19 protein-coding genes are annotated in these 21,017 nt (G+C 35.9%); 11 read left to right on the forward strand and 8 right to left on the reverse strand.

What is annotated here, in order from left to right:
* The first annotated feature begins 156 nt into the window (after positions 1-156).
* The gene (locus BZG02_RS04720; RefSeq protein ID WP_101260239.1) at positions 157-792 is read left to right on the forward strand and encodes a cysteine hydrolase family protein; all 636 of its coding nucleotides are present in this window, start codon (positions 157-159) and stop codon (positions 790-792) included.
* Here BZG02_RS04720 and miaA read toward each other — a convergent pair.
* Positions 789-1,703 carry a tRNA (adenosine(37)-N6)-dimethylallyltransferase MiaA gene (miaA, locus tag BZG02_RS04725; protein ID WP_101260240.1) on the reverse strand — a complete coding sequence of 305 codons (915 nt, stop codon included), beginning with the start codon at positions 1,701-1,703 and terminating at the stop codon, positions 789-791. The two genes, BZG02_RS04720 and miaA, sit on opposite strands and share 4 nt — an antisense overlap.
* A 144-nt stretch (positions 1,704-1,847) precedes the next feature.
* Here miaA and BZG02_RS04730 point away from each other — a divergent pair, with 144 nt between their 5' ends.
* From BZG02_RS04730 to smpB, 3 genes are all read left to right on the forward strand, one after another.
* A complete protein-coding gene (locus BZG02_RS04730; protein WP_101260241.1) occupies positions 1,848-2,420 on the forward strand; it encodes a Yip1 family protein in 573 nt (190 codons plus the stop codon).
* A gap of 101 nt (positions 2,421-2,521) precedes the next feature.
* Positions 2,522-3,112, forward strand: coding sequence for a Yip1 family protein (locus BZG02_RS04735; RefSeq protein ID WP_101260242.1), 591 nt, complete (start codon positions 2,522-2,524; stop codon positions 3,110-3,112).
* Positions 3,113-3,145: 33 nt separating this feature from the next.
* Positions 3,146-3,592 (forward strand): SsrA-binding protein, encoded by a 447-nt coding sequence (gene smpB, locus BZG02_RS04740; protein ID WP_101260304.1) that lies wholly within the window; start codon positions 3,146-3,148, stop codon positions 3,590-3,592.
* A gap of 293 nt (positions 3,593-3,885) precedes the next feature.
* On the opposite strand, the gene BZG02_RS04745 is transcribed toward smpB, so the two are convergent.
* The 3 genes from BZG02_RS04745 to BZG02_RS04755 all read right to left on the reverse strand — a co-directional run bounded on the left by BZG02_RS04745 (position 3,886) and on the right by BZG02_RS04755 (position 9,646).
* Positions 3,886-5,553, reverse strand: a complete 1,668-nt coding sequence (locus tag BZG02_RS04745) for a nucleoside kinase (protein ID WP_101260243.1) — start codon at positions 5,551-5,553, stop codon at positions 3,886-3,888.
* A 206-nt stretch (positions 5,554-5,759) separates the two neighbouring features.
* Positions 5,760-8,579, reverse strand: a complete 2,820-nt coding sequence (gene uvrA, locus BZG02_RS04750; protein ID WP_101260305.1) for an excinuclease ABC subunit UvrA — start codon at positions 8,577-8,579, stop codon at positions 5,760-5,762.
* Positions 8,580-8,653: 74 nt separating this feature from the next.
* The gene (locus tag BZG02_RS04755; protein ID WP_101260244.1) at positions 8,654-9,646 is read right to left on the reverse strand and encodes a lytic transglycosylase domain-containing protein; all 993 of its coding nucleotides are present in this window, start codon (positions 9,644-9,646) and stop codon (positions 8,654-8,656) included.
* A 258-nt stretch (positions 9,647-9,904) separates the two neighbouring features.
* On the opposite strand from BZG02_RS04755, the gene BZG02_RS04760 reads away from it, so the two are divergent.
* The 4 genes from BZG02_RS04760 (at position 9,905) to BZG02_RS04770 (ending at position 13,582) form a co-directional block, all read left to right on the forward strand.
* Positions 9,905-10,651: a hypothetical protein gene (locus BZG02_RS04760; RefSeq protein WP_101260245.1), complete on the forward strand. Its 747-nt coding sequence runs from the start codon at positions 9,905-9,907 to the stop codon at positions 10,649-10,651.
* Between the two features lie 159 nt (positions 10,652-10,810).
* The gene (locus BZG02_RS04765; RefSeq protein ID WP_218972140.1) at positions 10,811-11,992 is read left to right on the forward strand and encodes a MalY/PatB family protein; all 1,182 of its coding nucleotides are present in this window, start codon (positions 10,811-10,813) and stop codon (positions 11,990-11,992) included.
* A gap of 377 nt (positions 11,993-12,369) precedes the next feature.
* Positions 12,370-12,537: a hypothetical protein gene (locus BZG02_RS20755; RefSeq protein ID WP_180335634.1), complete on the forward strand. Its 168-nt coding sequence runs from the start codon at positions 12,370-12,372 to the stop codon at positions 12,535-12,537.
* Between the two features lie 169 nt (positions 12,538-12,706).
* The gene (locus tag BZG02_RS04770) at positions 12,707-13,582 is read left to right on the forward strand and encodes a DMT family transporter (protein WP_101260247.1); all 876 of its coding nucleotides are present in this window, start codon (positions 12,707-12,709) and stop codon (positions 13,580-13,582) included.
* 12 nt (positions 13,583-13,594) lie between these two features.
* Here BZG02_RS04770 and BZG02_RS04775 read toward each other — a convergent pair whose 3' ends face one another.
* Together BZG02_RS04775 and BZG02_RS04780 are read right to left on the reverse strand one after the other, a co-directional pair.
* Complete coding sequence (locus BZG02_RS04775; protein WP_101260248.1) at positions 13,595-14,926, reverse strand: energy transducer TonB; 1,332 nt, start codon at positions 14,924-14,926, stop codon at positions 13,595-13,597.
* Entirely contained in the window at positions 14,916-15,506 is a 591-nt protein-coding gene (locus tag BZG02_RS04780) for an RNA polymerase sigma factor (RefSeq protein WP_101260249.1), read from the reverse strand. Before BZG02_RS04780 ends, BZG02_RS04775 begins: the two co-directional genes overlap by 11 nt.
* 147 nt (positions 15,507-15,653) lie before the next feature.
* Here BZG02_RS04780 and BZG02_RS04785 point away from each other — a divergent pair, with 147 nt between their 5' ends.
* Positions 15,654-17,561, forward strand: a complete 1,908-nt coding sequence (locus BZG02_RS04785; RefSeq protein WP_101260250.1) for a vWA domain-containing protein — start codon at positions 15,654-15,656, stop codon at positions 17,559-17,561.
* A gap of 110 nt (positions 17,562-17,671) precedes the next feature.
* On the forward strand, positions 17,672-18,283 hold the full coding sequence (locus tag BZG02_RS04790; protein WP_180335635.1) for a DEAD/DEAH box helicase: 612 nt from the start codon (positions 17,672-17,674) through the stop codon (positions 18,281-18,283).
* 39 nt (positions 18,284-18,322) lie between these two features.
* Here BZG02_RS04790 and BZG02_RS04795 read toward each other — a convergent pair whose 3' ends face one another.
* Entirely contained in the window at positions 18,323-18,802 is a 480-nt protein-coding gene (locus tag BZG02_RS04795; RefSeq protein WP_101260252.1) for a Dps family protein, read from the reverse strand.
* A 234-nt stretch (positions 18,803-19,036) separates the two neighbouring features.
* Between BZG02_RS04795 and BZG02_RS04800 the strand changes: the two genes are divergently transcribed.
* On the forward strand, positions 19,037-19,492 hold the full coding sequence (locus tag BZG02_RS04800) for a hypothetical protein (protein ID WP_101260253.1): 456 nt from the start codon (positions 19,037-19,039) through the stop codon (positions 19,490-19,492).
* A 110-nt stretch (positions 19,493-19,602) separates the two neighbouring features.
* Here the strand turns inward: BZG02_RS04800 and BZG02_RS04805 are convergent, their stop codons facing one another.
* Positions 19,603-20,991 carry a C1 family peptidase gene (locus BZG02_RS04805; protein WP_101260254.1) on the reverse strand — a complete coding sequence of 463 codons (1,389 nt, stop codon included), beginning with the start codon at positions 20,989-20,991 and terminating at the stop codon, positions 19,603-19,605.
* Between the last annotated feature and the right edge of the window lie 26 nt (positions 20,992-21,017).

Raw genomic sequence — 21,017 nt, forward strand, 5'->3', positions numbered from 1 at the left:
GAGCAGTGAAAATTATTCGTTGTCACTTACAATTATCCGGTTAAAAGGGCTTAATTTTCCGATGTCTTAAAGCTAAAAAACACCCTTTTAGTTTTGATCTTTTTTAATGCTGTTGTAATATTGCTGTAAATACCAATCTAAATTAAGAATCACGATATGTTTGTAAAAGATATTTTATTTTGGAATGTGGACACTCAATTTGATTTTATGAGCGCCTTCGGAAAATTATATGCCCAGGGAGCAGAACAAATTCAACCTGTACTTGGTCAACTAACCACTTTTGCCGAAAAAAATAATATCCAAGTAGTTAATACTGCTGATTTTCACTATTCTAATTCCAAAGAATTATCCGACACCCCTAATTTTATAACAACATTTCCAGCCCATTGCATGGCAAACACTTCCGGGGCTGCTTACGTGAAAGAGACGAATCCTAAAGCTCCTTTTTCAGAAGTATTTTGGAACATCAACTATTCTGAAAAAGAAATTCGCAATTTGATTACGAATCGAAATATTGTGATTCGAAAAGATGCATTTGATGTATTCCAAGGAAACAAAAATACCCATGCAATACTCAAATTAATTGCTCCTAAAAAAGTTTTTGTTTATGGTGTTACCACCAATGTTTGCGTAGATTGTGCAGTTGTTGGCTTGGCACAGCGAGGTATTAGCGTTTACGTAATTGAGGATGCAATTAAAGAATTACCAAACATTCCCCTTCCCTTTTCGAACTGGAATACACTAAAGGTAAAACGAATTCGCTTCGAGGACATTGAAAAATACATAAATTAAAGCGACGCAAGCTCTTTTACCTTTTGCACTTTCTCGTTCAATGGCATAAAACCATCCAACCAATGGATGCTTGAGCCACTACGTTCCATTTTTCGAAACCAGGTCATTTGGCGCTTGGCAAACTGATGAATAGCTATTTCGAGACCAGTAAACATTTCGTTGTAAGTAAGTTCACCAACCACATACTGCGTTAGAAATTTATATTCTAAGCCGTAATAAATCAAATCTTCGGCCGATACTCCAGACTGCATTAAAGCCTGAACCTCTTCCACCATTCCTGATTTTAGCCGCTCTTTTAAACGTTGTGAAATTCTCTCTCGTCTAATTTCACGATCGAACTTAATTCCTATCAACAAAGGATTTAATTCTGGATAATCCATTTCAATTTCGGGATGCGATGCATAGTATCGTTCAATTTCAATCGCTCGAATAGCTCTCTTTTTAGTTTCTAAGTCTGAATTATTGTGAACCTCTTTATACGAGCGAAGAATAACAGCTAACTCGTCTAAGGATTTATCCAATAACTCATCGCGAAAGGGCTGATCTTTTGGCACTGCAATTAATTTATATCCTTTCAAAGCCGCTTCTAAATACATTCCTGTACCACCACAAACCACCGGCATTTTCTTTTTAGCGGTAATCTGCTCAAAAGCTTTTACAAAATCTTGCTGAAATTCATATACATTGTACTTATAACCAGCGTCGGCAATATCAATTAAATGATAAGGAATTGCAGTCCCATCCAAAACGTACTCATCCAGGTCTTTACCGGTACCCAAATCCATTCCACGATAAATCTGACGAGAATCGGCACTAATAATTTCTCCATCAAATTCTTTCGCCAATTTTACTGCCAGGCTTGTTTTTCCTGTGGCAGTTGCTCCAAGTACTACTAATAAGTTATTCTGCATTTCAACTATTTTTCCCAAACGAATAAAACGATCTATTTTTGTTTTTGCCGATATTGCTTATCTTACAATAAAACAAACTACTGCTTAAAACGATGCAGTAAAATTACTTTAAGTTTTTTGAATTCACCAATATCTACATTCAATATGACCGTTAGAAGCATTTACAAACACAGTTTGCAGCTATTCATTCAACCCACACCAGCCTGGGAATCCATTGCTATTCAAAAAAACGATCCTAAAAAATTATTCCTGATTCTTATTTTACCCTTACTTGTAATAATGGCCGTCTGCAATTTTTCGGGTTATCAGCTCTTCGAGCCTCATCCATTGCAGCACATAAACATGCATCTATTTTCAGCAATCGCCACTTTTTTATTTTCCATTCTATCCATTTATATTTCCACGTTACTAGTTAGCAAATTTGCTCACTTCGAAAACAAGGCAGAAAGATTTAACCGAGCCTTCACGCTTGTTGCTTTCTCTTTTATTCCTGGTATCCTTTTTAATTCATTGGCATTTTTAATTCCCACCATAAACTACCTTACTATTCTTGGTCTTTTCAGCTTTTACATCCTATACAAAGGAATTACTCCAATGCTTTCTATTCCTAATGATAAAAAATCGGGATACTTTACCTTTATATTGATTGGATTACTCTCGATATATGCGGTTTTAGGAGCATTTTTTATTGGCATTGCAAGCCTTTTGGGATTTTAATTAAAGAGACAAAACTAAAGCATACAATTTTGCAAAAAAACACAGCAAATTAAAAAAGCTTGCTTAATTTTGATGTCCATCAATTTTAAGAAATTACAGCAATGAATTTTCGCATCGAATACCTACTAAACTCTTTCTCCAGGTGGCAGCATCTACTTCTAGACCCTAAAAAGGAATGGAAAGCAATTGCACAGGAGAAGACAAACATGAAATCCATTTTTATTCAATTTGCGTTTCCTGTAGTTGCCATTTGCTCCTTACTTTCTTTTATTGGTGTTTTAATTCACACTGGGAGTATTAGCAACAGCATTTCTCAACTTGTGGTTTCGTTCATTTCTTTAAACCTGGGATTTTACACGGTTGGAAAAATGATTGAACTATTAGCTCCTAATTTTCAATTGCAAATTAAACTCTCCACCATTTACCAACTAATTATTTATAGTGGGGCAGTTTTTTGTTTATTTCATGGTTTGGCAAAATTATTTTCGCCCTATTCATTTCTGAATCAGATCTGTTTAGTGTTCGAATTATATTTTATACGTGTTTTATGGTTGGGAATATCGCAACTACTAAACATTTCTGAAAATAAGAAACCAGGCTTCACCATTGTAGTAAGTTTGCTTATTTTAGTTCTTCCTTTAATCTTCGAACGAATGTTTTCCGTTATATTCAAGCTTCCGGTTACAATTTAAATCGTAAATTTGTTGGGCAATAAAGAATTTACAATGCAGAAAATCAACATCAGAAATAAAAAAGCAAGCTTCGAATACGAATTCATAGAGACCTTTGTGGCAGGAATTCAGCTATTTGGAACTGAAATCAAGTCTATTCGTGCAGGGAAAGCAAATATTGGAGACTCCTTTTGCTATTTTAGTGCAAATGAGCTTTACGTGAAAGAAATGCACATTTCCGAATATAAATTTGGCTCCTACTATAATCACGAAGAAAAAAGAGAACGTAAACTCCTTCTTAACCGAAAAGAACTAGACAAATTAGATCGTAAAACGAAAGAAAGCGGTTTAACAATTGTGCCATTAAGAATTTTCTTGAACGAAAAAGGCTTTGCCAAAATGGAAATTGCACTCTGTCGAGGGAAAAAACACTACGATAAAAGAGAGAGCTTAAAACAACGCGATCATAAAATAGAGATAGACCGCATGATGAAGAGATAGTTAGCTCGAACCGCTCCTTTTTATTGAAAAAAACCAAGTATTTCCTTTCAAAACTCCCACTTTTTGTTCTATATTTGCACCCCGGTTCTGAAAAACCAGTCCCAATATATTTTTCTACTTTTAAACAGAGTATTAACAAGTTATCAACAGTGTTGATTAATTGTTAATAACTTCTAAACACCCCTATTTAAGATCATCTCAATTGTTAATAACTAAAAATCCCTGTTTTAATTGATAAGGTTATTAACAAGTAAAACAGGGATGAATATGAACAGGTGAAAAGTTATCAACAGCTAATACTCAAAAGTACTTCCTCCTAAAAACTCTCTCATTAATGAGGTTGGTGGTATTTCGGCATCGCTAATTGGAACAAAGTAGCTGAAAAACTTCAACAATCGATTTGCTTCGGAATATTCTGCCTGATTAGGCTGAATCTCCTTTAATATAGGCTCTGCGTATCGTTTTAAAACCCCCAACTCATACTGAAGCGCTGAATTAAACATGACATCCGCCTCTTCCTGATACGGAAAAATATTTTTTTCCTCGCCACGACGAACGCTTGGCCAACGACTAATTGTATCTAATGCACTGTAATTTCTATATTTATGATCACGAACAATTCTTCTAATCAAGCGATTATCGGTCGATGGAATTCTATTGTGTCCATCAATAGAAATAGAAGTTAGAGCCGAAATATAAATTCTAAATTTAGAATCATCAGCAATAAGTGGCGTTAACTTTGGATTTAGCGCATGAATTCCTTCCACAACTAAAACCTGCTTGCCATTAATTTTTAATTTTTCGCCATCGTAATAACGCGTTCCTGTTTCGAATGAAAACTTTGGTAACTCGACCTCATTACCATTTAAAAGATCAACCAAATTCTCATTAAACAATCTAATATCTAAAGATTCCAAGGCTTCAAAATCGTATTCTCCATTTTCATCTCTTGGAGTTTTATCTCGATTCACGAAATAATTATCCAACGATAAATTTACTGGATGCAAACCAGCAACTTTCAGCTGAATAGCTAATCGTTTGCCGAAGGTTGTTTTCCCCGATGATGAAGGTCCAGAGATAAGAATTAATTTGGTATGCTTTTTTTTCTTGCGAATTTTATCGGCTATTTGAGAAATTTTCTTCTCGTGCAAGGCCTCGGATATTTTAATTAGCTCTGAAATATTATTATTCTCGACATAGCCATTCAAATCTCCAACATTGGAAATATTCAGCACATTTCCCCAGCGTTTGTACTCACTAAAAATTTTCAGCATTTTTTCCTGAGGAATAAAAGGTTCTGTTACCGAAGTATCTCTTCTTCCAGGAGCCATAAGTAACATTCCCTGAGCAAAAGGTAACAAATCGAACACTTTTAGTTTGCCCGTAGATGGCACTAAAAATCCATAAAAATAATCTACACTATCCCCCAAATGGTATACCGATGTAAATAAGTTGCCTCGGGTTTTAAATAAACTTGTTTTCTCTTTCAAGCCATTCGCTTCGAATAATTCAATTGCTTTCTCTGTTTCAATTTCTTCTCGAATAAAAGGAAGATCCTCCTCTACAATCGCCTGCATTCTCTTTTTTATATTCTCAACATCTTCAGGCGTAAGCAATATATTCTTATCTGTTACTCGACAATATAAACCATTGGAAATAGAATGTTCAACCCTAAAGCTAGCTTTGGGATACAAATCATGAACCGCCTTGTAAAGCAAAAAACACAGCGAGCGAACATACATTCTTCGTCCATCGGGATGTGTTCCATCCACAAAAAGAACTTTTTTAGGCTTGTAAATTTCGTAGGTAAGCTCCTTCAGTTTATTATTCACCATTGCTCCTAGCACCTCGCCATTATATTGTGGTTTGTGATCTGCTAGTATGGTTTGAAGATCGGTGCCAATAGCATAAGATCTTTTCTCTTTTAAATCTTCAAAATAAATATCAATTAATTTTCCCATAAAATTCTAAATTTACTAGTTGCCCGCTTATGATTATATTGTTTTTAAAGATAACAATAAGGAGGTCACATTTAAAAGCTAACCCGTTAAATTTTGTTAAGTTCCTATATAGAAATTGAAAGTAAGGCAAGTATATTTCCTCTGATCTGATTCAAAAAAAAAGATTCCCAAATTGAGAATCTTATTCATAGAACTTTACGTGTTAATTATTTCATTTCCTCTTTTAAAAATTGAGCGGTAAATGACTTCTTACATTTAATAAGATCTTCAGGCGTACCCTCGAATAATATTTCACCACCATTGCGACCGCCTTCCATTCCAATGTCAATTATATGATCGGCAACTTTAATCACATCCATATTGTGTTCTATCACGATCACCGTATTTCCTTTGTTAACAAGACGATTCAACACATCAAGCAAAACTCTCACATCCTCGAAATGCAAACCCGTAGTTGGTTCGTCGAGAATATACATGGTTTGTCCGGTATCTCTTTTAGCCAGTTCGGTTGCCAATTTCACCCGTTGCGATTCCCCTCCCGAAAGGGTTGTAGATGGCTGACCAAGTGTTATATATCCCAAACCAACATCCTTAAGCACCTTTAACTTCATTTGAATAGAAGGAATGTTTTCAAAAAATTCTACCGATTGATTAATGGTCATATCCAAAACATCCCCTATCGACTTTCCTTTGTAACGAACCTCCAGAGTCTCTCTGTTGTAACGCTTTCCATTGCATTCATCGCAATGCACATACACATCAGGAAGAAAATTCATTTCGATAGATCGCACCCCAGCGCCCTGACAGGTTTCACATCGCCCTCCTTTCACATTGAATGAGAATCGACCTGCTTTATATCCACGAATCTGCGACTCGGGCAATTTCTCGTATAGCTTTCTAATATCACCAAATAGATTTGTGTAGGTAGCCGGATTAGATCTTGGTGTGCGACCCAATGGAGATTGATTCACCTCTACTACTTTATCGATATTCTTTATGCCGCTAATTTTTTCGTAAGGCAAAGGATCTGCAACCGACCGATAGAAGTGTTGAGATAAAATTGGCTGTAAGGTTCCATTAATCAAGCTTGACTTGCCACTTCCCGAAACCCCTGTAACACAAATAAATTTCCCCAAAGGTAAAGTAACAGTTACATTTTTTAGGTTATTTCCGGTGCAACCTTTTAAGCTGATTGTTTTCCCGTTCCCTTCTCTTCTACTTTCAGGGATCGCAATTTTTTTAACGCCATTTAAGTAATGAGCCGTTAAACTATTCCCTTTCAGGATAAGTTCAGGCGTTCCGGCCGCTACCACCTCTCCTCCATGTTTTCCTGCAAATGGTCCCATATCTACCACATAATCAGCCGATAGAATCATATCTTTATCGTGCTCAACAACAATTACCGAATTGCCTGAATCTCGCAACTGCTGCAAAGAATAAATCAGTCGCTGATTGTCTCTTTGGTGCAAACCGATACTTGGCTCATCGAGAATATAAAGCACATTCACCAACTGAGAACCTATTTGTGTTGCTAATCGAATACGTTGCGATTCTCCTCCCGAAAGGGTTACAGAACTTCTGTTGAGCGATAAGTATTCCAAACCAACATCAAGCAGGAAGCCCAATCGAGATCGTATTTCCTTTAATATCTCCTGTGCGATTATTTGTTGCTTCTCGTTTAAATGTTGTTCTAAATCCTGAAACCATTCACTCAACAAACCCAAATCCATCATCGATACATCGGAGATATTTTTGTCGTGAATTTTAAAATGAAGAGATTCTTTTTTTAAACGATTTCCATTACAAGAATCGCAAACTTTAGTAATAATGAATTGTTCGGCCCATTTCTTCGCCTTTTTCGAGGTTACATTACTTTCCTGATTAGAAATGTACTTAATCACCCCATCGAAACTAAGAAAGTAATTGGAAGATGCTCCCAAGGGTGTATTATCCAACTTGAATGTTTCGCTGGATCCATCCAAAATAATACTTAATGCTTCCTCGGGAATTTCATTTATAGGCGTATCCATCACGAAATTATACTTTCGTCCGATAGCCTCCAGCTGCCAAAATATCAATGAGTTTTTATATTTTCCTAAAGGTACAATCCCTCCTTCGCGGATACTCAATTTCGCATCGGGAATAATCTTATCCATATCAATGGCATTTACCCGACCTAGACCTTTACACTTGGGACAAGCTCCGTGTGGAGAGTTAAAAGAAAAGCTATGTGGCGCTGGTGTATTGTAGGATATTCCCGTTGTAGGGCACATCAATAAACGGCTATAAAATCGTAGCTCGTCCGAATCCTTATCCAGAATCATGGTGATTCCTTTTCCATGCTTCATAGCGGTTTGCACCGATTCTTTTAAGCGTTTATCGCCTACTTCTTCTACCACTAACTTATCAATCAGCACTTCGATGCTGTGATTTTTATATCGATCGACCTTATAGCCATGATGAAGCTCGACAATTTCGCCATCGACCCGGGCATACAAAAAACCTTTACTTCGAATTTGCTCGAATAGCTCCTTATAGTGACCTTTGCGACCTTTTACAATGGGAGCAAGAATCAAGATTCTTTTATCCGCAAATTTTTCATGAATTAAATCGATAATTTGCTCATCGGTATATTTCACCATTTCTTCGCCCGTTTCGTAGGAATAGGCTATACCTGCTCTTGCGTAGAGCAGTCGAAGAAAATCGTATAGTTCGGTAATCGTTCCAACAGTAGAACGAGGATTTTTGTTGGTGGTTTTTTGCTCAATAGAAATAACAGGACTCAAACCTGTAATTTTATCTACATCCGGGCGTTCCATTCCCCCCAAAAACTGTCGGGCATAAGCCGAAAAAGTTTCAATATATCTTCTTTGTCCTTCGGCATAAATGGTATCGAAAGCCAAAGAGGATTTTCCACTTCCACTTAAACCTGTAATTACCGAAAGTTTGTTTCTTGGAATGCTTACGTCTATATTTTTGAGGTTATGAACACGAGCGCCTAAAACTTCGACATTTTCGGTCTCCAGCTGTTCTTCCCCATTGCTGTTCTTTTTACTTGTACTACTCAATTTACAATCTCCTTTTACACCCACTTAATTTGCTACTTTACTGCAATCGAATCTGAAGGGTTTTTATATTCAGAAAATGCAAAATTAATATATCCTTTGGCAGGAAGCGTAATTTCGTACTCTTTTTTAGATAAATTTGTGAGATAAGCTTTACGAAGCCAAGGGTTAAAATGCTTTAGTATCTTATAATTAACTCCATTTTCCTTTGCAAAGACAGCAAAATCGTCCACTTTACCAGTCACTTTTACTTTCCGAGTAGGAATATTTGGATACAAATCGGATAAGCGGTATCGAAAACCAAATTCTTCAGAATTCTCCATTATTCTTTTAATAGCCATAATTCGAAATACATACCGACCTGTTTCTTCGCCTAAAAGCAAATCGAAATAATCGCCAGCATCCTGTAATTGCAATTGCTTATCGATAAACCTTCTGCCTGCATTGTAGGATGCGGCAACCAAAGTCCAGCTTCTGTATTTCTCGTAAGACTGCTTTAAGTACTTACAAGCCGCAATGGTCGATTTTTCTATATTATATCTCTCATCCACCTCTAATTCAACCTCTAAACCATAATCCTTTGCTGTTCCTTTCATGAACTGCCATATTCCTACTGCACCAGCAGATGACTCGACCGTAGGAACTAATCCGCTTTCGATCAATGCTAAATATTTAAAATCATCGGGTATCCCCTGCTCTTTTAATATTGGTTCGATAATAGGAAAATAACGATTGGCTCTTTTAATAAAGAGAAGTGTTTGCGATTGCCAATAGGTGTTCACCAACAATTCACGATCGAATGATTCTTTTACATCCCATCTATCCAAGGGAATATTTTCACCGGCAAAAATCATTTTTTCGGGCATTTTTAATGCATACACATTGTATTTACTCATATACTCGCTTCCAATATGTTCCGTAGTGGGATCGTCGACCTTTGAATAGTTAAAAAGTTGAGCTGCCATGTAAATACCTACAAGGACTACGATAAAAATGATGCTGTTTTTTAATGAAGTATATGGATTCATGCTTATTTTTTTTATTTGGCTATCAAAAGTATAAGATTCTACTGTATTTCAATCAAAAATGTTCCGAAATATTATCTATTTCCATCCCTAAAAAATACTTGTTCATCAAGAATGATTCTAAATAATTTAAATGAACTATTTCCCAAGTTTTTTTGGTTTTAAAAGCAACAAAATTGTTCCGATTTCGTTGTATCTTAGATAAGCTATTGCATCACAACACCTATTGGTAATTACGCACCTATTCCAAAATCCAACAGAATGAAAAACTATCTTTTTATTCTTTCTTCCTTTTTGGCTAGCATCTTCTTAGCAGCATGCGATGGTGACGCTACGATCAACTTTCCTACCAATATTATTCAAGATTCAAGAGTGTCGGACTCTACTTTTCAGATTCTTTTAGACGATGCCAGGTTGCTTTGCTTAAACTTGTATTTAAATGAGGAGACTCAAGAATTAAACGATATCGAAATTAATGAATCGCATGTAGCACCCTTTGTGTCGGCGCTTCAAATGGTGTTTTTAGATTCGCTGTTACCAGCTACTCAGGAAATCAGGAACTATCAAATTCATGCTCTTTGCAGGCTGCAGTTGCACCAAGGAATACTGCTTTCCGATACTATAAATACACCTATTAACTCGTGGTATCGGAATGGTTATTCCGACTACAAAGCCTTGGATAATTACATTTACAAATACAGTATTAGTCTTGATTCCATCGGAAATAACCAATACAAATACCAATCCGAAATTGGCATCAATCAGTTGGCGCTGGCCTCGGAGCTAAAAAGCATGGCTTTTATTCTTAACGCCAAAGCTAGCTCGTGCATAGGCGATGGTTCGCAAATTGAAATTATGGATTATTCGTCCGATTTTATTCACCTAATTTATAGTTACGGCTGGGGCGATTGTCCTTCGGGATGTATCAATAGACATTATTGGGAATTAGGTGTGTATGGTTCTGGCATGGTTGAAATTATTGCAGAATCGGGCAGTAAATTACCATAAAAGCAAAGCATTATTCCGTTTTCCCTTTTCGGTTTTCTCCGAAGAAATAAGACCAAAGCGCGAACGGCTATAGCTTCCCATTTCGCACTCGTTTTCAAAATCCTTTTTTTACTTGAGCCTTTTTTATAAATTCACTTCTCAATAAATTAAAAGGAAATTATGCAATACAATTTTGATGAAATAATTGAAAGAAAAAATACAGACTCTATAAAATACGATGCCCTGGGAAAATTCTTTGGCAAGGACGATCTTCTTCCCCTTTGGGTTGCCGATATGGATTTTAAAGTTCCACCATGTATTTCGGATGCCATTCTTAAAAGAGCCAATCATGAAATTTACGGCTACTCTTTTCGCAGCGACAAGTGCATTGAGAACATTCAAAACTGGCTCAAAACCAGACACAATTGGTCGGTTCGTAAAAAGTGGATCTCCACTAGTCCGGGAGTAGTTACCGGCCTATCTCTTTTGCTAATGAGCTTAACCAATAAAGGAGACAAAATAGCGGTTCAACCTCCTGTTTACAACCCTTTTTATCAGGTGGTAAATGACACCAAACGAGAGTTGGTTTACAACCCTTTGATAAGAACCGAAACGGGCTACGAAATGGATTTTAAGCAACTCGAAGAATTGGCAAAAAATGGAATAAAAGCATTGATACTGTGTAATCCTCACAATCCGGTTGGAAGAGTATGGACAAAAAAGGACTTGCTTCAACTTGGAGATCTTGCCAAAGCCTACGATTTTTTTATTATTTCTGATGAAATTCATCAGGATTTAATTTTAGAAGGATACAAACACATTCCGCTTGCTTCCTTATCCGAAGATTTAAACCAAAGAACCATTACCTGTATTGCTCCTTCGAAAACTTTTAATGTTGCAGGCTTATCGAGCTCCTTAATTATTATTCGAAATTCGGTATTTCGGAAAAAATACAAAAGATTGGTATCGGCCTTGCACTTAGATTTGGGAAATTTATTTGGACAGGTTGCTATGCAGGCCGGTTACGGGGAAGGAGCCGAATGGCTGGATCAGCTAATGATCTACTTAAAAGGCAATGTTGATTTTCTAAGAGAATATCTAAAGGAACATATCCCGGGAATAAAATTGGTTGAACCCGGAGCCACTTATTTACTTTGGTTGGATTACCGGGCGCTTGGAATTTCGACTGAAGACCTGCATCGCTTATTAATTAATAAAGCAGGTTTGGCAGTAAACGAAGGAACCAAGTTTGGCCCCGAAGGAGAAGGATATCTTCGCATTAACATTGGATGCCCAAGATCGGTACTCGCCATTGCTCTCGACAAAATAAAACAGACAGTAGATGAATTAAAGCATTCCTAATGAACTAATTCCAAGAAGTTTTACTCGCAAGTGCGGAGAAATTACAATTAAATGCAATAAATAATCGGTTGGGAAGGGTTACCTTTTAGCAAATAAGAGAATAAAGAGGTGAGATTAGTTTAGAAGCTAAATATCTTACAAAAATAAACGACGATTAACTGTTGGTTTTCTCACAAAACCTGCATCTGTTTTTTACACCCAAACCCCCGACAAACTGCTATCGGGGGTTTATTTTTACAAAAAAACATACTTTATTGGTCATCCACATCCTTCCTTCGCAGTATATCGCGTCTCTGTGTTAAAAACGTTCGTTCTGCGGATAAATCATTCCATCCTGTGGATTTACAAGCTCTTCTGCGGATCAATCGACAGGTTCTGTGGCAAAAAATGCTGATGATCTAAAAATATCTATTGCTCTTACTAAAAATCTAAAAGAGGTGGCAATAGAAATAGAACCAGACTGGTCTACTTATTTTTACATTAAAAAAGATGGGAAATGGGTGATCAATGAAGATAAGAAACCTTTGATAAACTATATAGAGTAAGCTCTCCACTTTAAAACAGCCCCAAATTAGAAACGATTTGGGGCTATTTTTATTTGCACATTGGCATTTGCATGAATTAAAGATGCAATAAACACAATTTTCTCCCTTTCCGGCGGGTTTGTTCTTACCTAAAAATAAATTACTTTCGGGTGCTCAAACACACAATATTATGAACTGGAATAAGCCTTGGTTTCAATTTTCTATCCTTTTACTATTAGCCTTTGTATGGGGCAGTTCTTTTATTCTCATGAAAATTGGTTTAAAAAGTTTCACCAGTGAGCAAGCTGCTGGTATCAGAATGCTTACGGCCTCTTTAGTTCTGTTGCCCTACTCCATTAAAAATTTAAAATTTCTACAGCGAAAAGACCTAGTAAATCTGCTAATTGCCGGTTTTATTGGAAGTTTTATTCCAGCATTTCTCTTTACCAAAGCACAAACTCAAATTGATAGTGCTTTAGCGGGAATGCTAAACTCCATGACTCCGATATTTACTTTAATTATTGGAATGCTTTTCTACAAAACTAAAATGAAGTGGCTACAAATAACTGGTTTGATACTTGGATTTTTTGGAGCCATTGGTCTAATTACATCGGGTCAAGATTTATCCTTCGGAAAAATCAATAGCTATGCCTTACTTATTGTACTCGCCACTGTTTTTTATGGAATAAATATCAATGTAGTTAAAGCACGCTTATCCCACTTAAGTGGTGTTCAAATTACCTCATTGGCATTCTTTTTTACCGGACCTGCTGCACTAATTTATTTGGCGACAACCGATTTCGAACCTGTTTTAGCATCAGCAAACTGGCCCATTCATTTCTTAGCACTATGTACTTTAGGAATTATTGGAACTGCGTTGGCAATGCTACTAATGAATAGTTTAATTCGTTATGCTTCGGCTGTTTATGCCTCATCGGTAACCTATATTATTCCTGTATTTGCAATTTGCTGGGGAGTACTCGATGGAGAGAAAATAAACGTTCTGCACATTAGCTGTATGGTGCTAATTCTTTTGGGTGTTTATCTGATCAATCGGAAAAAATAAGTCTGCAAGTCGCTAGTCGAAATTCAACTCCAGAATCATTTTCACTTTTGAACTTACTGCTTTTCCTCCTGATTCGGCTGGATACCAATCTCCTGAATCTAGTAGCAAACGTTCAATTTCTTTTACTAAAACAGCATCAGGATTGCCTTTAAACCTGATATCGCTTAAAGCACCATTGGCTTCTACTTCGAAAGTAAATTTTACTTTGTGAATACCTTGCAGGAGTTTAAACTTCTTACTTTCTAAGTTTTCGATAAGGTAATCTTCAAACTTAGAAACAGTGGCAAATTGATTTGGCTTGGCTTCATGCCAGTGTGTATTTCCACGCTCTGTTTTACTTGTTCCGTAGCCTACAACTACTACTTCACTTATTTCATCTTGATTCATTTCAAGAACAACCAATAAAGAAGAGTCGGCTAATGCATTTACCTCTTTTGGCTCAAAACCGACAAAAGAAGCCACCAATCTGTAATCTTCATTCGTATCCGATGCATTCAATTTAAATTGTCCATCCAAATCGCTAACTACACCATTTGCAGTTCCCTTTACCACTATGCTAACCCCAGGAATCGGTTTATCCTCCTCATCCACCACTTTTCCTGATATTATCCGTGAACTTTGTAAGGCATTATTTGCAACGGCTTTTTTGGCAGATTTTAATCTTCTTACTTTTTCAACTTCCGCCCCCTCGAGCTTCTTATCGAGAGCTCCTAGCATATCTCTTGAAGATAAGTCTGTTGCTATTTCAGAATCTTCCTCTTCTATAACGGAATAAACAGTCGATTCAATCTCTTCAACTTCTTCACTTTTTACAAGAGGAACAATTTCGTCTTCCACCTCTTTATCCTCACTCACAACCAACAACTCCTCTTCCATGACCGCTTCGGCATCAGAAATTTCCATTTCCAAATCCTCATCAAGCATTTCCATCATATCAACAGATTCTGTATCCTGATTTACTATTTCGGGTTCGGCAATAGGGCTTTCTATTTTCGGTGTTAACTCTTCCATTTGGTCACCAATCATTTCATCCGGCACAGAATATTGATTCAAATAGTAAAGCACCGACCCCAAACCAAGTAGAAGTATCACACTTGCCGCATAAGGAAACCAAATTGGTATTCTACGTTTCTTTTCTTTTGTACGAGCTTGAAGAAAATGATCCAAATCAGTCATGTCTTTTTTAAAATCCTCAACATCCAATTTCGACAAACCATCGAAAGCCTCGCTCTCGAAAGCATCTTGCATCATCTGTTTTTCAAAAGCGTGCTTTTCCGTCTTCTCCAGCTTGTTGCCGAAGTAGTCTAAAAAGTTTCGATATGTCAATCTGCCTTTAAACTTCATGTTCTTTTTCCAATTGCTCCAAACAAATTTTCAGGTTACGCTTCCCATTCTGAATGTAGCTTTTCACTTTTTTCTCTGCGATTTCTAATTCCTCAGCTATTTCTTTATATCCTTGTTCCTGATAATAAAACAGCTGTACGCAATCCTTTTGCTCTTTTTTTAATCGCTCGATACAATGCTTTAAATTCTCTTGCATCGACGAATTCAAGTCCTCATCTATAGGATGCACAAATTCTGCAGATTCCATATTTTGCTCTACAGAATATTTTTCAAATCGATTTTTAGTCGCCTTTTCTTTTCGAATTTCCATCAAGCAAAAATTCTTAGTTACTACAAACAACCAGCTCTTAAAATTCTTTATCTCAAATTTAGGGATTTCAATGATCAAACGCTCAAAAATCTGCGTTACCACATCTTTTGCCTGTTCCCTATCTTTTAGGTATTTCAAAGCAACACCATAAACCAAATGCATGTATCGGCCAAAAAGTTCTCCTAATGTTTCCAGGTTACCATCCGCCAAATAATCCAACAGTAAGTGTTGATCATCCTTATTTTTTAGATTTTTTTTCGATTGAAACATTCAGAAGATTTGCTTGATAAACAAAGAGTTTGCTTCTGCTAGTTAACTAAAAAGAAAAAAAGATGAAAATTTTTTATGGAATTTGTTTTGCTCTTGCATCCTATAGGCAAAGACAGACAAATTAATAAGAACTAAAAAAGATAAATCATGAAGACAAAAGCATTATTTCTAAGCATTGTAGGCATACTTATTAGCTGTAATTTATTCGCGAACATCATTTCAGGAACTGTTTCTGATGAAAGTAAAATGCCTATACTAGGTGTAAGTATCATTATTAAAGGAACTGTAAATGGTGTTATTACTGATTTTAATGGACAATACAGTATCGAAGCTGATAAAGGCGATGTATTGGTATATTCCTTCGTAGGTATGATTGCACAAGAAGTAAAAATAACGAATCAAGACAATATTGATATTGTTCTTGAATCAAGTAAAATTGGTTTGGATGAAATCGTAGTAGTTGGTTATACTACACAAAGAAAATCATCTTTAACTGGCAGTGTAGCAGGCGTAAAAACAAAGAGAACACTTTACAGGAAGAACAAACCTGTAACTTCACAAGACAAAGCAGAAAATGTTTATTCAATACAAGATTGTGATATGGAAATGGAATTTAGTGAATGTATTTCTTATCCCATAAATGAAGAATTTAATACGGAAGGTTATTCTACAATCCATGAAAACGGGTATAAGAGTGCTGTTAAAAGTCCATTGTCTACTTTCTCGATTGATGTAGATGCGGCATCGTACAGTAATGTTCGTCGTTTTTTAACCGATGGCCAAAAACCTCCAGTTGATGCAGTTCGTATTGAGGAAATGATCAACTATTTTAATTACGATTACGCACAGCCTATGGGAGAACACCCATTTTCTATTAATCATGAGCTAGCTGAGTGTCCTTGGAATTCAGAAAATAAATTGCTTCATATCGGATTGCAAGGGAAAGAAGTTCTGAATGAAAATTTACCTGCCTCCAATCTGGTTTTTTTGTTGGATGTTTCCGGATCGATGGATGCTTCGAACAAACTGCCTTTACTAAAAAAAGCATTTAAATTATTAGTCAATCAATTGCGCGAAGACGATAGAGTAGCCATAGTTGTTTATGCAGGAAACTCTGGATTGGTTCTTCCATCAACTTCAGGATCAAGAAAAGAAGACATTTTAAATGCACTGGAAAGATTGAATGCAGGAGGATCTACTGCCGGAGCTTCTGGTTTGCAATTGGCTTATAAAGTTGCCAGTGAAAATTTTATTAATGGCGGGAATAATCGAATTATTTTGGCTACCGATGGCGATTTTAATATTGGACAATCGAGCAATGCAGAAATGGAACGTTTGATTGAAAAAGAACGCGAAAAAGGAATTTTCATATCCGTTTTAGGTTTTGGAATGGGAAATTACAAGGATAATAAAATGGAAATTATAGCTGACAAAGGAAATGGAAACTATGCCTACATCGATAATATTTTGGAAGCAAAAAAAGTTTTGGTTAACGAATTTGGCGGTACTTTATTTACAATTGCCAAAGATGTGAAAATACAAATTGAATTCAATCCTGCTGTTGTAGCCGAATATCGATTGGTTGGTTATGAAAATAGAATGTTGGCAAGCGAAGATTTTGCTGATGATAAAAAAGATGCCGGAGAATTGGGATCTGGCCATAGTGTAACGGCAATTTACGAAGTGAAATTGAATGAGAACAATAGCAAGAAAAATCAGGGTTTAAAATATCAGAATACCCATTTAAATACTATTGCCACGAACAGCAACGAATTTGCCACGGTAAAATTTCGATACAAAAAACCAGAAGGCACAAAAAGTCAACTACTCGAAAAAATAATTCCAAATACTTGTCTCCATCAACAAAAAGTATCGAACAATTACAAGTTCTCTGCAGCTGTTGCAGGCTTTGGACTTCTTTTGCGAGATTCAAAATTTAAAGGAAACTGTTCTTACGATATGCTGATTAATTTGGCACAAGAATCGAAAGGAGACGACAAAGAAGGATACCGAAGCGAATTTATCCAACTAATGAAACTTGCCAAACAATTATAAACACAGAAAAGAGGCATCAAGCATGCCTCTTTCTTTCAAATATCGCCATAAAGTTTCTAATGATGGGATATTTAGTAATTTTGCACAGAATACAAAAATACGATACCCCGATGTTTTTAAAAAAATTAGATCCACAGCTTTTAGAAGCGATTGAAGAATATGGTTTTGAAACTCCAACGGAAGTTCAAAAAGCTTGCATCTCTAAAATAAAAAGTGGTGTTGATTTATTTGTTAAAGCTCCTGACAATTCAGGGAAAACACATACCATTATTATTAGTTTAATTCAGCAACTAAAAGCCGAATTTGAGGATGTACCAAGAGCTATTGTTGTTGTTTCGGATAGAGAAAAAGCAATTCAACTAAAAGAACAATTTTTGGCACTTAGTCACAATACCAGTCTACGAATATTTAGCGAAGGCGATGCAGGAAATTTACACACCCTTCGCGATAAGGTATATGCAGGATCGGATATTGTAATTGCAACAGCCCGAAAATTTAACGAATTGTATTCGTTTAGCGGAATTAATCTTAGCAATTTAAAAATGGTAGCAATTGACGATGCCGATTTAATTATTAAAGAACAAATTGTGTCCGATATTAATCGCCTTTCTGATAATCTTCCAAAATCGCAAAGAATAATTTTCAGTACTAAAATCACCAATAAAATGGATGATTATATGGAAAACTACATGAATTCACCAATGGTTTTGGATTTTGAATAAAAAAATAAGCCTCCAATTTTCATTGGAGGCTTATTTTTCTTAGCGTAAATAAGCTTTAAACATCCAGTTTAGCTTTTCAAAATAAGAAACATAGGCAGGTAATATATCCAAAGTTCCTTCGTCTCCATTTTCATTTGCCTCCACAATTACCTCTTTTACTTTTTCGATTAAGATATTGTGCGACTGAATAACTTGATTCACCATTTCGGTACCAGAGCAGTTCGAGTTGGCTTCCTGTATGCTTGAAATTGCAACGTAATCGGAGAAATTCCCAAGAGGATGACCATCCAAAGTTAATATGCGCTCTGCAATTTCGTCAACCTTATCACTTGCATCGTTATATAACTCTTCAAATTTGTCGTGCAACTGAAAGAAGTTACTTCCCCCTACATTCCAATGAAAATTTCTTAAATTCTGATAGTACAATTGATAGTTGGCTAGTAATACTTGTAACTGCTCTATTTCTCTTTCTTTCGCATTTAAATCTGCTACGGCTTCGTTACTTTTTACATTTTTCATGATTTCTTATTTTTTAGTTTTACTGTTTTATTTCTAATTATCTGATACAAATATCCGACGATTCGAATTATTAAACTTTATACTACCATAAGAAAAACTTATTAATATGCTTACAAAGCAATACTTTCAAGGAACTTGAAGCTACCCTATAAAGAAAGATTAAAAATAAAGTAGGGTAAAGCCTTACTTATTTCGGTTCTATAGTAATTACATAAAAACTAAATAAGTAAAAAGATGATTCATAACAAACTCGATAAACTATTTGGACAAGCCGGATCGATTCTCGGTTGGATAATCATGCTATTAGGAATATACTGCTTCTTTTTCCCTCTTACCCTACTCTTACTTCTTATAGGATCGTTTATGGCCTTTTCTTATTCAGGAATTTACCTTGATAAAGCACATGGAAAATATAAATTCTATTACGCTTACTTTGGAGTATTTAAATCGGGGTCGTGGAGAAGTTTAAAGAACATCGACCGTGTGGCAGGAATTTCCTCTATCCTAGTAAGGGATTCTTATGCCACAAAAAATAAAGTGGCAAATTTAAAAATGGAGGATTGTTTTGTTGTTTTATTTCTAAAAAACCGCAATCGAAAAATTCCTTTTAAAAGATGTAAAGACTTACTGGAAGCCAAATTGGAAGCACAAAAAGTTGCACATTTATTAAACTTAACCATTGTGCAATAATACCAATGCAGTCTGATTTTTAGGTGGTAAAAAAAATAATTCAAGCTATTATCTCAAAAAAAAAAGGACCTCAAAATGGAGGTCCTTTCTATTCTATCGATTTTTTAAATTTAGAACATATAATCCCAAACAGGTAGTAATATCGGACTTGTATTAAGCGCTGCCTTCGCTTTGTCGTCCAAATAGTTTTTGTTGATTACCACGCGAAACATGTATTCCGAAAACCATTCATCTGTAAAAGTAATGTATCCATTATTTCCAGAAGTAGCTCCCCATGAGTTTTCAAACTCCCATTTCACAGGCTTTTCATTTTCATCTACATCAACACCTATTAGTGCCATTGCATGTGAAGAACCTGATTGTCGGGTTAAAATTCTGGCTTTTTTATCCATATCAAATTCTACCCCCATTAACGATTCGTAATCGTAGGTATTCAAATCCATTACGCCCGCTTTTCTGTTGTGTTGTTTCCCAACATCGCAAGATGCATACATTGCTTCATTGTTCTTTATGGAAGCCATTGCAAACTGCTTAATCTGATCGTTTGGTAAATTTAAATACGTCCAGTTAATACCTTCCGAAACATTTCTGTAATTCTTAATTTCGTATACTTTATAGTAATCACGAGTAGGATCATTCATAATCATCACCAATTCTGTTTTTGCAAAATCAGGATTTATTTCCGCCAAAAATTCTTTTGGAGTGTATAATTTGCTTTCGCTGATTTTTCCATCCACGTCCTTAAATCTCCAGGTAAAATTTACCGGAGGCTCGCCCAAGCTTAAAGCTAACATGCGATAAATCGACTTTAAGACCTCCACTTTTGCCAAACGAACCTCTTTTACAGAAGCTTTTCTGGCAATCATATTTCGGAGCTTGTACCCTTCACCTCTTAATTTCTCATTTATCAAGCTGGTAATTTCGCGAGTTTTATTACTTGCTTCGGTTTCTGGCATTACCTCTGTTGGAACAACACCATATTTCTTAGCTACATTAAAAAAAGAATTCCAAACGCCACCATCATCTACCGGACCTTTAAAATAAAGTACCACCTCGCGGTCATCCATTTTTCTATCTGCAGTTGCCATCACATTCTCAAGAAATAAATTCGATTTCTCGAACAAATCCCAGAAATAGTTATAGTTATGAGAAAAATCAAAAGAATTTAAATTAAATTTCTTCATTACATCAGGTCGAATTGTATTCATCGAAGTAAACATCCAGCATCTGCCTGAACTTTCCTGATTCGTAATTCCTTTTACATCTACTCTGTACTTGAAAAAATGATCTGTTTTTCCAATTTTTTCATGATTCAAAGACAATTCTCGAATACTTTCCGAATTAGTAATTGCATTCTGAATTGCACGACTTGAAGCATCCAATGTGAAAGTAGATCGAATATCATTCAACATTTTCACATCTACGGCTCCCTTATTTTGTGCTATTGACATCGTACCACATGTCAACGCTAAAATAGAAACCAATAAAAATCTCTTCATCTGATTTAGTTTTTGTAGGTTGTTGT

This window comes from Labilibaculum filiforme (assembly GCF_002843315.1).
Lineage (GTDB): Bacteria > Bacteroidota > Bacteroidia > Bacteroidales > Marinifilaceae > Labilibaculum > Labilibaculum filiforme.